The sequence below is a fragment of the Halalkalibacter suaedae genome, assembly GCF_017939705.1.
Taxonomy (GTDB): domain Bacteria; phylum Bacillota; class Bacilli; order Bacillales; family Bacillaceae_D; genus Halalkalibacter; species Halalkalibacter suaedae.
Genome location: NZ_JAGKSQ010000009.1, coordinates 52,267 through 66,005, shown reverse-complemented (window position 1 = coordinate 66,005; position 13,739 = coordinate 52,267). Strand labels below are relative to the sequence as shown.

The 13,739-nt window shown below is 37.7% G+C and carries 10 protein-coding genes; 1 reads left to right on the top strand and 9 read right to left on the bottom strand.

What is annotated here, in order from left to right; translation table 11 throughout:
• Positions 1-35: 35 nt before the first annotated feature.
• Positions 36-1,109, top strand: coding sequence for a M20 family metallopeptidase (locus J7W16_RS18065; RefSeq protein ID WP_210598889.1), 1,074 nt, complete (start codon positions 36-38; stop codon positions 1,107-1,109).
• 449 nt (positions 1,110-1,558) lie between these two features.
• Here J7W16_RS18065 and J7W16_RS18060 read toward each other — a convergent pair whose 3' ends face one another.
• The 9 genes from J7W16_RS18060 to J7W16_RS18020 form a co-directional block, all read right to left on the bottom strand.
• On the bottom strand, positions 1,559-2,914 hold the full coding sequence (locus J7W16_RS18060; protein WP_210598888.1) for a sodium-dependent transporter: 1,356 nt from the start codon (positions 2,912-2,914) through the stop codon (positions 1,559-1,561).
• 217 nt (positions 2,915-3,131) lie between these two features.
• Complete coding sequence (locus tag J7W16_RS18055; protein WP_419095853.1) at positions 3,132-4,502, bottom strand: UDP-N-acetylmuramoyl-tripeptide--D-alanyl-D-alanine ligase; 1,371 nt, start codon at positions 4,500-4,502, stop codon at positions 3,132-3,134.
• 103 nt (positions 4,503-4,605) lie between these two features.
• Entirely contained in the window at positions 4,606-5,685 is a 1,080-nt protein-coding gene (locus J7W16_RS18050) for a D-alanine--D-alanine ligase (protein ID WP_210598886.1), read from the bottom strand.
• Between the two features lie 459 nt (positions 5,686-6,144).
• A complete protein-coding gene (locus J7W16_RS18045) occupies positions 6,145-6,702 on the bottom strand; it encodes a nitroreductase family protein (protein ID WP_210598885.1) in 558 nt (185 codons plus the stop codon).
• Between the two features lie 315 nt (positions 6,703-7,017).
• The gene (locus J7W16_RS18040) at positions 7,018-8,013 is read right to left on the bottom strand and encodes a hydroxyacid dehydrogenase (RefSeq protein ID WP_210598884.1); all 996 of its coding nucleotides are present in this window, start codon (positions 8,011-8,013) and stop codon (positions 7,018-7,020) included.
• A gap of 89 nt (positions 8,014-8,102) precedes the next feature.
• A complete protein-coding gene (locus J7W16_RS18035) occupies positions 8,103-9,254 on the bottom strand; it encodes a DUF2264 domain-containing protein (protein ID WP_210598883.1) in 1,152 nt (383 codons plus the stop codon).
• Between the two features lie 43 nt (positions 9,255-9,297).
• On the bottom strand, positions 9,298-10,161 hold the full coding sequence (locus tag J7W16_RS18030) for a sugar phosphate isomerase/epimerase family protein (protein ID WP_210598882.1): 864 nt from the start codon (positions 10,159-10,161) through the stop codon (positions 9,298-9,300).
• A gap of 243 nt (positions 10,162-10,404) precedes the next feature.
• Complete coding sequence (locus J7W16_RS18025) at positions 10,405-12,138, bottom strand: methyl-accepting chemotaxis protein (protein WP_210598881.1); 1,734 nt, start codon at positions 12,136-12,138, stop codon at positions 10,405-10,407.
• 302 nt (positions 12,139-12,440) lie between these two features.
• Positions 12,441-13,646 (bottom strand): DUF418 domain-containing protein, encoded by a 1,206-nt coding sequence (locus J7W16_RS18020; RefSeq protein ID WP_210598880.1) that lies wholly within the window; start codon positions 13,644-13,646, stop codon positions 12,441-12,443.
• Between the last annotated feature and the right edge of the window lie 93 nt (positions 13,647-13,739).

The following is a 13,739-nucleotide window of genomic DNA, read 5'->3' as shown; positions in this document are numbered from 1 at the left end:
AAGATTGTACGACAAAAAAAAGAAGGAGGGATAAAATGAGTGATCCTATCAACTTATTAGAAGAGTTAATAAAAATTGACAGCTCTACACAAGAGGGAGCAAATGATGCGATCGCTTATTGTAAACAATGGTTGGAAAAAGAAGGTCTCACAGTTCAGCTTCTTAAAAATAATGGCTACCATATGCTTGTAAGTGAAATTGGGCAAGGTGATGAAACAATTGTACTAAATGGTCATATTGATGTGATTGAAGCGAGTGATGAACAGTTTCATCCATATATAAAGGAAGGAAAAATGTACGGTCGTGGTGCTGTTGATATGAAAGCAGGTGCTGCTGCAATGATGACCGCAGTCGCAAATTTAAAGGATCATGACCTTCATTCAAAAGTGATGTTACAATTAGTATCTGATGAGGAAACAGGTGGGGTGAACGGTACAAAATATTTAGCAGAGCAAGGGTATCTAGGTGAGTTCATCATCTGTGGCGAGCCAACAAGTATGGGAATTGCGATCCAATCCAAAGGAGTCCTGCAGCTAGATTTTGTGATCAGAGGTGAACCGGCACATGGAAGTCGACCATGGGAAGGCCGTAATGCAATTACTAAAGCCTACACCTTATATGAAGATATCCTGCAACTTCCATTTGCCACCGAAACCGCTCCACCTATTTACGATAATCCATCAATCAACCTTGCTACAATCAAAGGTGGAACGATTTACAATAAGGTACCTGAAAGATGTGAAATGTCGCTCGATATTAGATATTTACCAGATCAGTCACCTGATGAAATCTTCAAGCAAATTGAAGAAATAACCGAAGATACCGTATCCATTCATATTTGTAACAGACCAGTCAAAACAAAAGAAAATAATCCATTCGTCGAAAAGCTCGCTAGATCAATTAAAAACCAGACCCAACTAGAGAAAGTAAATATATTTGGTCAGCACGGTTCCAATGACGGCCAGTACTTCACAGAATATGGCGGTTCAGCAGTGGAATTCGGCCCAGTAGGATACGACTGGCATGGCGATAACGAAATGGTCTATATCGACTCTGTTCGAGAATACCAATACGTATTGGAAGACTTTTTATTAACTAATCGCGATTAAAAAAAGTTTCTTCCAAAGAAAATAGAATTGGTTCAGCCCTATAAAAAACGCGTCTGAGAATGTTAAATCATTCTCAGACGCGTTTTACATTTACTATTTCGATTAGTGTGGCGGTAGGTTGGTGTTCTCAGTTCTCAGTTCTCAGTTTTCAATCCGAATCACAAGTATAGAACTTATGAGAATTAAGAACGTAAAAGGAAGTAGATTTCCTTTGTTCCTCTAACAAAGCGGACGGGATGGGAGGGCCGACTCCTGCAGGATTGAAAGGGCAAGGTGGAAATCCACCGGCTTAGCCGGTTAGTTCCACGCCCTCCGGCGGGTGCTGCCCCCCATCCCGGTAGCGAAGTCGAAGCATCTTAGCATGGCAGCTCATCGTAATGTCAAGCCTGAAACTACCTATAATCTCTAATAATTACCTTCCTGTCCTCATTAAAATCTCTAATTAAATGTTAACCAAAGATCTTATCTATTAGCCCCAAAGCATCCATGAAAACAATAATAATTGCAACCGGAGTAAAATACTTCAATAAATAATACCAAACATTAAAAAACATTTTTCCACTATGAGAACCAAGTCTGATCTCTTCAAACAATTCACTTTTTGATAGTTTTAGTGGAATAAAGATCGAGATTAATAGTGCACCTAAAGGCATTAATACATTACTCACTGCATAATCGAATAAATCAAAGATCGTTTTATCAAAAACCAAAACATCAGACATGACCCCGTACGAGAGACATGATGGAATTCCCACGATAAAAATTAAAATACCTATCGTCCACGTATACTTTTTACGCTTGGACTTATCTTTCTTGGTCATCGCTGCAACAATGATTTCGATCATTGAAAAAGCAGAAGTCAACGCGGCAAATAAGAACAAGATAAGAAAGGCAATAAAGAAAAGCATACCGAATCCCATCTGACTAAATACTGCTGGTAATACCGCAAAAATCAACACCGGACCTGCATTAGGCTCCAATCCGAAAGAAAACACTCCTGGGAAAATAGCTAACCCAGCGAGTATAGCGATGACAATATTCATTAGAACGATTGACAAAGCGGATCTCGGTAGATTTTGAGTTTTAGGTAAATATGATGCGTAGGTCACCATAGCAGACGCACCTAATGATAGCGTAAAAAAGGCTTGTCCTAACGCAATTAAGATCGTTTCAGAAGTGAGTTTTGTGAAATCAGGAACGAACAAAAATTTCACTCCCTCACTAGCTCCATCAAGACTAAGTGAACGAATAACAATTAATAGAAAGAGTATAAAGAGTGCTGGCATCATAATCTTACTTGCATTTTCAATACCTTTTTGGACACCTTTTGCTACAACTATAATTGTCAGAAGGACAAAAGTTAGCTGTGCAAGCAGCGTCGGAAGCGGATTGGCGATAATCTCTCCAAATAACATACCGTATTGATCTTGGGATAAACCGGTTAGTCCACCTGTTAAAGCCTCGAATAAGTAAATAATGATCCAACCACCAACAACACTATAAAAGGATAAAAGAATAAAACAAGTAACGACTCCTATTATCCCTACTATTCCCCATGAAGAGTTTGGAGCAATCCTTTGATAAGTGGTAATTGCATCTCCCTTTGTTTTACGCCCAATTAAAAATTCTCCTATTAAAAGAGGAGCTCCTAAAAACAAAGTAAATAAAAGAAAGATAAGAAGGAACGCACCGCCTCCCCCAGTTCCAGCTACATAAGGGAATTTCCAAATGGCCCCTAGACCAATCGCAGACCCCGCGGCTGCAAAGATGAAACCAATTTTCGACTTCCATTGTTCTTGTGACATGTTCATTTCCTCTCGTAAAAAAAATAGTATACTTAAAAAAGAAGTATACTAGAAAGTATTTAGAAATAACATCTAAATATTTTTCCTCCTATAACGATAGAAGGAAGACATATAGTTCTATTTAGACACCACGCCAAACACCTTTGAGCAATGAGACTCAAAGGTGTTTTACGGTACTCTATTAGCGAAACTAATACAAAAAGTATCGCCTTACTTTTTAGATTAGAGCATGAACAACTTCTTCTAATTTCATGCCTCTAGAGCCTTTGACTAAAACAATATCACCAGCAGCAACAACATCTACAAGCTTTGCAATCAATTCCTGCTTATCATCATATGCGAAAACGTTATTTCCTGAAAAATTTTCTTTCGCACCTTCAGCAATTTTTCTTCCCAATTGTCCAAATGTGATAACATAATCGATTTCATTGATGTTAATACCTTTTCCGACTTCATAATGAAATGTCTCTTCATTATCTCCTAACTCTAACATATCACCTAAGACGACGATTTTCTTCTTATAATTTTTTAAGTCCTGAAGCAATTCAATTGCAGCACGCATTGATGTTGGGCTTGCATTATATGCATCATTAATAACTGCCACTCCATCTTTTCCTTGAAGTAATTCCGTTCGCATTCCTGTCAGTTTGATCATCTCTAACCCTTTTTTGATGCTCGGGATGGGCACATCAAACTGCACTGCAATTGCGATAGCAGAAAGAGCATTGTTAATATTGTGCTTACCAAGCACTGGAATGAAGAAGTTAGTCTCAATTTCTTCATTCATCGTGAAATAAGTTCCGTTGCTCTTTTGTTCAATCTGCACTGGGTAATAATCATTCGACCGAGAGCTACCAAAGGTTTTGATCGTAAACAGGCTATTCGTTACCTTTTCTGTTAATAGAGGCTCATCTCCATGGATAACAAGTGTACCGTTCTCTTGTAAGCCTGCTGTGATTTCAAACTTTGCTTCTGAAATAGCTTCACGTGACCCTAAGTCCTGCAGATGAGATTCACCGATGTTTGTGATAATTGCCGCATCAGGTGTTGCAATTGTTGACAGAAGTTCTATTTCTCCTCTTCCACTCATCCCCATTTCTAATACTGCAATTTCTGTATCTTCCTCTAATCGGAGAATGGTTAACGGAAGACCAATATGATTATTATAATTACCCTCTGTTTTTTGCACCTTATACGTTGTTGCAAGCACCGAGGTTACCATGTCCTTCGTCGTTGTTTTCCCGTTACTTCCCGTGATCCCAATTACCTTTGTCGAAAGACTTGCTAAGTAGTTCTTGGCTAAGCTCTGTAATGCTAATAATGTGTCCTCAACATAGATTAACGGTACGTCTGTAGGAGGATTAGGTTGATTTTTTTGCCAGAGAGTTCCCGATGCTCCGTTACTAATGGCCACCTCAACAAAATCATGTCCGTTGAAGTTTTCTCCGACAAGCGGTACATAGAGATTACCTTTTTGTATTGTTCTTGTATCAGTTGAGACTCCCGCAACCTCCACAGAGCTTACTTCTTTAGCTTCAGCCTTTCCGTTCACCCATCCAACAATATCGTTTAAATTTCTTATAATCACTTGCAATCGCTCCTTTTTATCGTCATTCATTGCTGTTCCTTTTTTATCCTATGTAAAAGGAGGCTGACCCACGATGTAGTCAACCTCCTTCCTATTATTATGCTTAGAAGGTGTATTTTATCTTCTGTTTTTCTGCGTGACGTTCTACACCAAGATCAACTAACTTTCCGATTAGCTCTGAATAAGGTAAACCAGATTCCTGCCATAGCAATGGGAACATGCTAACTGGCGTAAACCCCGGCATTGTATTCACCTCGTTCATGAGAACCTCACCTTCTTTTGTTAAAAAGAAGTCAGCGCGCACTAGACCTGAGCAATCGAGAGCTTTAAACGATTGAATTGCAACAGTCTTAATGTTCTCATATTCTTCCTCAGTAATATCTGCAGGAATAATAAGTCCAGTGTCTCCGTCCTCATATTTTGCCTTGTAATCGTAGAAATCTGTTGTTGGAACGATCTCACCCACAACCGAGCATTCTGGATTATCATTACCTAATACTGCGATTTCTACTTCACGACCATCGATTCCTTCTTCAATAATAATTTTACGATCATATTCAAAGGCTTCTTTGAAGGCTTTTTCTAAGCCTTCGCGGTTTTTACACTTACTAATTCCAACACTGGAGCCTAAGTTAGCCGGTTTTACGAAGCAAGGATAACCAAGCTTTTCTTCGACATTGTTGTAGGCTGCTTCTACATCCTTTTCCCAATCACTACGGATATACCATACATAGTTAGCCTGCTTAATACCAGCCTGCTCATAAATATTCTTCATCATAACTTTATCCATTCCAGCAGCAGAAGCAAGTACCCCGTTACCAACATAAGGAATATTCATTAGTTCTAACAATCCTTGAACGGTTCCATCTTCTCCATTTGGTCCATGCAGCAATGGAAAGACAACATCAATTTTGTCTTCATTCGCTTGATTGACCGGGAATATTTCTGAATTCAAAGCAACTGGAGAAATGAATTCCCCATCATTCAATTGAAGCTCCTTCACATCGTCAACAGGTCCTTGAAGCTGTTCTCCCCTGACCCAAGTACCGGTTTCTGAAATATATATTGGATGTATTTCATATTTTGTTAAATCTAACGCTTTAATAACCGCTTTTGCCGTTTGTAATGAAACTTTATGTTCAGCAGATTTTCCACCATACAATAAACCGAGTTTTGTTTTCATATTCACCCTCCATATCCATTTCCACTTATTATTGTAACACTATCGCTTCTAAATCAAATATGAAATTTTCACTAATTTACCATTCAGTCTAGTTTCTTAGCCTATGTTTAACTATTGTATGTAAAAATTATTTCTATGGGCATGTTTTCTGTAAATTTATTTCGAGAATAGCTATGACATTCTCCAAAGAAAAAGAAAGAGGCTAGGACAAAAGTGAATTAACTAATAGCAAATCCGAACAATGGTGGTTGGCGGACATAAACCGCTCCTGAAATATACTTCGCTAAATTAATGCTTTGTTCGGTATTCTAGTTAGACACTTTAGTTATGTCCCAGTCTCTTTCAATTTGTTTAATTAGACCTTATTGTTCTACAGTAGCAGTACTCCCTTTTAGTTCCTTATATGATGCTGATTGTCTACCAGAGATATTTAAAATGTTCTATCCTTAATGAACGCTTCTAGCCCTTGTATATAGACAGTTTTTCTTTTATTGGTGTACGGGATCTCGCAATAGGCGTATCTTCAAAATACCCCATATGTATGAAACCAACAATCTTCTCTCCTGGTTCAACACCTAATAGCTTATGTACTTTCGGATCATAATTATGCGGGTTCGTTTTCCATACCACACCTAATCCCTGCTCCCAAGCAAGCAGTTGAAAATTTTGAATCATCGCACTTACTGCACCATAATCTTCATCCCATTGTTTTTGTCTTGGATCCTCTTTCATAATGACGACCATAAAAGCTGAAGGCATAGAAAAGTAGGTTCTCCTATTCTCCTGCATATCTTTAGGAAAGGTTGCAACTAAGTCGCTAATGAACTCTTGCTTTTTTTCAGTAGGTACAGTGATGAAACGCCATGGTTCCCGAAGTCCGTGATTGGGTGCCCAGACCGCATCCTCCAATAACATTTCGATTAACTCTTGTGAGACAGGTTGATCTGTATATCCTGTTTTAATTGAGCGACGTTCACGAATCACCTTTGCGATATTTGAATTTGTAAGGGCTGTCATTCTATCACCTTCCATACTTCATTTATTTTTAAATTTTAAACGATCCCGGCATTGATAACGATAATTATTATCAATACATAATTTTACTTTAATTTAACAAAACCTTCAATAAATAATTTGGATTAATATCAAACTTGTCATTCCACAGATCAAGATTTAACTAAAGCAACCCAGCTTACTACCCATAAAATTAACTTAGAATCCCCGCACAAATAGCATTAATACAAGAAAAAAGCCATCAAATAGTCCGGTGAACTAATTAGATGGCTTATAATAAAGTTGCTTAAATGATATAAAGCAGCATTGATAGCTGTCTTACGCTAAGATGGAGAAATTCTCCCGTTTCACCTGCCATTTTAACCTCTCACCATTTAGATATCGCTTATACTCTTCTAACATGTATTGTCCCATTCTTCCGCATTCTTTCCCTTCGCTACCAGCGAGATGTGGGGTTAATACAACGTTGTCTAATTGATATAGGGGAGAGTCTTGCTCTGGTGGTTCGGGAAACGTTACATCTAGAACCGCAGTAATATCAGTTCTTTCCTGTAATACCTCGATCATTTCTCGCTCTCTAACAATTTCCCCTCTTGCCGTATTGATGAAGCTAGAATTAGGTAGCATTTGAGCAAAATGCTCTTTTCCAATCATCCCTTTTGTCTCTTCCAATAGCGGTGTATGCAAGGAAACCACATCGGACCTTAGAAAAACATCTTCTAAGCTACATAATTCCACACCCAATTGCTCTGCTACCTCTTCTGTAATAAACGGATCATAGGCAATTACCTTGATATCAAACGGCTTAAGTAATTCACAAACCTGTTTCCCAACAGTACTTAGGGATATTAATCCTACCGTACTTCCAAAAGCCCCTTGACAGGAAAATGGTTTCGGAGGGAACTGTTTTGTTTTCCTTATCTCTCTAGTAAACTGCCACCCATTCTTTAAACAAAAGAAAATTTGCGATAATGTAAATTCTGCAACAGGTATCGCATTTGCTGTTACTGCACTAGTAACAAGTATGTCTCGATTCCATGTTTCCTCTGTGACAATACCTTTTACAGACCCTGCCGCGTAGAAGAATGCTTTCAAATGAGGGGCCGCATCTAGAAGTGTTTGGTCAAGTACAGGGCCTCCCCAACCAGAAAAAATGACTTCTACATCCTGTAAGATGGAGAGATCCTGATGCAGTTCCTCCTTTGACATAGGAGATGCATCGATACCTGCTAATCTCTCAATTTCATCTCTTACTTCTTTTTGATAAACAAGATCAAATGGATCTTGATCCATAATGTACAAACCTTTAACCATTTAAATCACCACTCCATTGATTAATTGAAAAACAATGCTTTGTCTTTCCACTATTTATGTGTCAACGTTAGGCTTAATCTTCTCAACGATCAGAAAGCATGATCAATAGGAAACTCTTTGCCCGACCAAGCCCTTTTAGACGTCCATTCCGTTGCAGGATCACTCCAAAATGGATCCGATTCCGGTAATCCTAATGGTAGAAATACAACCGAACATAAATAAAGACTGCCTGTAGAAATATAGAATTCTCCAATTCCAGGTTGATGGCCACAAAATCCGATTGTAAGCCAGCCTGAATCAGTAAATGTTTGAGGGGCTTCAACGGTCCTTCTAATGACTGCAGTTAGAGCACTTCGTACCTGTGCTGGCGTTACTTCTATTGGTAGATCCTTACGCAATGAGTGTTGAGCTAATGTTTGAAATACCCCAAACCGGTACGCGATTGATCGTCCTACTGGTGGAAATGTTCCTTCAGGTGAAATCAATCTCTCTTGAATAACGGCATACCTCTTAGACCTTTCAATAACCGATTCTTTTTTATCTTGCCATTCCTTATACTCCTGCCCAACCGTTTCTATTAAATCCACAAACATTGGATGAATGACAAAGCTATTGTAATAATCATAATGAAACTCAGGACCATCGCTATAGATACCGTCTCCTACGTACCATTGATCAACTTGCTTAATCGCAAAGTCAATCCGCATCGGATCCCAGTCCTTTTCTCCTACCTTATATAAAAATGCTTCAATAATTGCAGAGAATAATAGCCAATTAGAATAGAATGGCTTTCTCGAACGTGTAGCTTTCATCGCAATAATCACATTATCTTTCACTCTGACATCGAGTTTCTCCCATAATTCGTTAGGTGCTCTTAGAAATGCATGTGCTAGAAAAGCTGTATCAACAATAGGCTGGAAATCATCACTAAAATTCATGTAATCTGGCGACTCAGGATCTGTCCCTGAATCAATAGCCGCTCGAGCTAATTCACAATATTCAATCCGAAGCTTCTCTTCTTCACTGTTTTCACATTTCCTCTCAAGCCATGGTGCCATACCAACCAACACCCGTGAAAGTGCCTCTAAATGGGAAAAACTCTCACATTTTGTACCGTCGATCTTTTCGACCGGCATTTCTGTTTTTAATGTTTTTTCCTTTAAGTGAAGTAGAACTGGACGTGCTATTTTGATCATTGATTGAAGCCAGTACTCACGATCTCTCTGATTTAATTCCTTCATATAATCACCTTTCTATCTCAAAATAAATGCAATCTTTTTCTTTTTAAGATTCAATTTCCGCAAGCATTCTTTTTACAGTATCGATATTGTATTTGATAGACGTTTTAGTATCAAACGAACCACTAAAATCCTCCATACCAATATATCCATCATAGCCAACCGCTTTTAAATCGGAAAACACTCGCTTCCAATCTACTATTCCTTTATCAATAGGTGCCCACTCAACTGACCAATCCACCGTTCCATCTTCATGCTCATGTTTTTTCTGCCAAAACGCATTTTTCACATGTACATGTGCTAGATACTCACCTAGCAACTCCATCCCCATCCGGTAATTTTCATACCCCTCATGAACCAAATTCCCTGGATCATATAGAACTCCAATCTGTTCCGGATTAAACTCGCTCACTAATCGATAGGCTAATCCTGCACTCGGTGCAATCGTCCCAAAATGTGCCTCAACGAGACCTCTTATGTTATATTGCTTACACATTTGCTCAACCTCTTTTAAATATGTAACTGCTTCCTTAAATAAATCATTATAGTTTTCGGATCGATCATACCATGGAACACCGATTCTTATATTAGTTGCTCCAAACTTTTGGGCTGTTTGTAACACTTGCTCGGTTGATGTTAGGTCTCCAGATGTTAAATACGGATTCAAACTTACCACCTTTAGACCATTCTCTTTTGTCGCTAGTGTCAGCTCTCTTATCTCTTGGTCTGTTATATCTGGTGAAATGGTGCATAAATTATTACCCCAAAAGCTAGGTTTATCTTTTTTTAGGTCTTCTGTTGTCTCTTTATATCTCCATTCCACACCATGGTATCCTGTTTCGTTAAGATAGTTCACCAACTGTTCAGGAGTTGTATCCGGTGTCATTACTGAAAACAAAGAAAATTTCATCGTACCTTCACCTCTTCTTTCAGACTTGTCAAAATATATAGATCCATTTCCTTTTAAGCATTCTAATTACCATATCTTCTATTATAAATGGATAGTTTGTAAAAAAATAGTTTTAATTGTAACGGCTTTCAAAGTACATTTTACAATAAAAATGAAAAAGAGGCTTCCCATAAGTTTGATTAACTTATGAAAGCCTCTGCTTAGTTAACTCAGTCATTCATTAATAGTAATAACTGAACTACTTTATTTCACTTTAAAGTTTTGAATTAATAGCTGTAATGTCTCCGCATTTTGGGCTAAAACTTGTGCGGAAGAAGTGATCTCTTCCATTGAAGCTAATTGTTCCTCGGTAGTCGCTGAGATAGACTGGGAACTTGATGCTGTTTCATCTGCGATTTCCCTCACACCACTAATCGTGTTAGTCACTTGATCCATACCGGTAACTAAATTATTTGCTAAGTTAGCCACCTCACCAATCTTCGTAACAACTTCGCTAATAGAACCCTCGATATTTATGAAATTTTCTCCAGCTTCCTGTACGACGACTAATCCTTCATTTACTTCAGTCGTTGCAGAAGTAACGGTGTTCATTGTTTGTTGAGTATCAACTTGAATGATTTTGATAAGCTTAGAAATTTGGTCCGCTGACTGAGCAGATTGCTCCGCTAACTTCCTAACTTCTCCAGCTACAACCGCAAATCCCTTTCCTTGCTCCCCTGCACGTGCAGCTTCAATTGCAGCATTTAACGCCAGAAGATTCGTTTGCTCTGCTATTCCCGTGATCACACCTGTAATATTGCCAATCTCGTTTGAGCGTTCCTGCAATCCTTTGAATGCTTCTGCTAAAGATATGACAGTTTGATTGATTGACTTCATTTGCGAGCTAACCTTATTGATTGAGTCACTACCTTCTTTAGACATTCTAGAAGTCTCTTGAGCATTACTTAGTACATTGTCTGTACGTTTTGAGATACTCTCAGAAGCGGTTGACATTTCACCAATGACTGAGTTACTTGCATCAACACTTTGCAATTGATGTTTGGCACCTTCTGAAAGCTCTTGGATCGTATAAGAAATATGTTCACTAGCTTTTGTGCTCTCTTCTGAGCTCGCACTCAATTGTTCTGAAGAAGCTGCCAGTTGATCGGACGTTTCACTTATCGTTTTGATGATTGCATTAACTGAGCGAATCATATTGTTAAAGGAATCTGTAAGCTTCCCTACTTCATCTTTTGATTCGTAAGTTGCCTCAACAGTAAAATCCCCATTTTCTACTTCGGAAAGTGAATTCTGTAGTTGCTTAATCGGATTAACAATTGATCTAGCTATTAAAAATCCTGCTAATAAAGAAACAAGTAAAGAAATAATAATGACAGTAATCATGAAAGCATTTGTTTCTTTCGCACTTTCTACATCAGCTTCGTATATTCTTTTGGCATTTTCTGCATTTAAATTTTGGATGTCATTTAGAGATTGATTTAGTTGATCTCTCAATGGTTTTACATCAGTTAAATAGCTTGCATAAGCTCCTTGATTATCATTTTCCAAAGCCAGCCCAATCATAGTTTGAGCGTTTTCACTGACTTCCATGTTTAATTGTTTATACTCATCATATTTCTCTTGGATATTAGGCATTAATTTTAATGTCTCTATCTCTTCTTGTAGCTTACCAACCTCTTCAGCAGTAGCAATCAATGTCTCTAGTAGTGCTTCAGTTTGTTGAACATCGGTATTAGCAAGTATTTGCAATGAATACAGATCTAAATCTGCATTAACACTACTCAATTCTGAGAATAATTGATTAGGAATTAATTGTTCTTCATAAATAATCTTTTCACCAGTTGCTATCTTGTTGATTGCTGATATTCCTGCATACCCCGCTAAACCCAAACCTAACGCTGAAATGACTAACATGATAACTAACTTTTTAATAATGCTGAGATCTTGGAAAAATCCAAATTTCCTCCCTATTTTCATAAATATGGTCTCCTCATTTTTTGTCTTTTACTTTATATCGACATTAATCGACAAAATTTGAACGTGATATTATTATTCAGTGTATTTAATTTTCATTATTAATCATATTTTTCTAAATAGCTGTCCAAAAGTGATTGAGTAGAGACTTCTTTAAAAGAAAGTATAGTCAGAACATGGTCAGTTACAAAAAGCCGAAACCCCGATAAGATTTGGGTTTCGGCTAGAAATTCACATCATGCCACCTGTATGACAAGCATCAATATAAGGTAACTATCATTCTTTAATTTTATCAAACATACCTCTCAACCAACTTTTTCCCCGTCCATCGAACGACTCTTAGACAAAGAATCTCTTCCCCCGTTCCACTTCAGGTACGTCCACATTCGAAGTACTTTTTCGAATGGACCTGTTTTAAACACTTTGAGATAGAGTAGGCTTCCGATTAATTGGATACTATAGATTAGAATTGTTAATCCAACACCTGCTAATACGCCAAGTTTACCGAATAACCCGAGTCCAAAACCATAAAAAATCAAAATACAAATCATTGTTTGAAATAGATAGTTTGATAATGAAAGGCGACCCACTGCAGTGAAACCTTTAACTAATATGTTTTCTTTATGGTTTAACAATAATGAAAACAATAGAATATACCCTATCGCAAGCACCGAACCACCTAATCCATACCCCGTTCCACTAAGACCTAGATCTGGGAATATATAAGGCATTAATTTTAGAAAGATTCCACTAGCTACAAAGATAATCGTTAACTTTTTCCAGCGTAATTGAAAGGTGGATTCTCTTAATTTATTAAACCATTGCTGCTTTGCTGAAATCATACCGAACAAGAACATAGGTAATATCATAATTGGGGCGATGACCAAAATGAATAACAGTGCCCCCTTAGGCATTATTTCAAGCATTGGATCTTCATTCATTCGATGGGTTAGAATTTCAAGAAACGAGCCATTTCTATAGACATCAATTGTTGTTGTTACATAATTAGTCATAATCGATTTGTCTTCTGAGGTAACCATAAAGTCTCCGGTACCGTAACTTAGAGCACCTATAAGGATGGTCGTAATTACTCCCCATATATATAGAGTCTTTATTTTGCGATTAAAAAAGAGTAGTAAAAAAAAACCTGTCATTCCATAAGCAGTTAAAATATCTCCCTCCCAAAGAAGGATACTATGTGCAAATCCGAAGATTAATAACAGCAGAAAGCGCCTAGCCAAGTAACGTTTAACAGGTAGTCCCTTGTTTTCTAAGCTTTCTTTCATTTTGATAATTCCATAGCCAAATAAAAAGGCAAAAATCGGCATAAAGCTTGACTCAACTAACACCTTTAAAACAATATGAATGATTTGATCTAAATTTGAAACTGAATACTGCTCCATCTCATCCTTTCCGTAGATTCCATATTGAAAGATCAACATGTTCGCAGCCAATATTCCAAACAAACTCAGCCCCCGTAGTGCATCGACTACAGCAATTCTATTATTCATAAGATGTATTTCCCCTTTGTGTATTCTATTGTATCCTTAGTTTAAAAAAGAGAGCTTACAGGAACACTTTTGTTTTTTTACTAATAGATTACA

Coding starts and splice junctions, on each gene's coding strand:
- J7W16_RS18050 (WP_210598886.1), bottom strand. CDS start 5,685: ATGAAAACAAAACTCGGTTTATTGTATGGTGGAAAATCTGCTGAACAT.
- J7W16_RS18030 (WP_210598882.1), bottom strand. CDS start 10,161: ATGAAATTTTCTTTGTTTTCAGTAATGACACCGGATACAACTCCTGAA.
- J7W16_RS18025 (WP_210598881.1), bottom strand. CDS start 12,138: ATGAAAATAGGGAGGAAATTTGGATTTTTCCAAGATCTCAGCATTATT.
- J7W16_RS18035 (WP_210598883.1), bottom strand. CDS start 9,254: ATGAAGGAATTAAATCAGAGAGATCGTGAGTACTGGCTTCAATCAATG.
- J7W16_RS18020 (WP_210598880.1), bottom strand. CDS start 13,646: ATGAATAATAGAATTGCTGTAGTCGATGCACTACGGGGGCTGAGTTTG.
- J7W16_RS18065 (WP_210598889.1), top strand. CDS start 36: ATGAGTGATCCTATCAACTTATTAGAAGAGTTAATAAAAATTGACAGC.
- J7W16_RS18060 (WP_210598888.1), bottom strand. CDS start 2,914: ATGTCACAAGAACAATGGAAGTCGAAAATTGGTTTCATCTTTGCAGCC.
- J7W16_RS18040 (WP_210598884.1), bottom strand. CDS start 8,013: ATGGTTAAAGGTTTGTACATTATGGATCAAGATCCATTTGATCTTGTT.
- J7W16_RS18045 (WP_210598885.1), bottom strand. CDS start 6,702: ATGACAGCCCTTACAAATTCAAATATCGCAAAGGTGATTCGTGAACGT.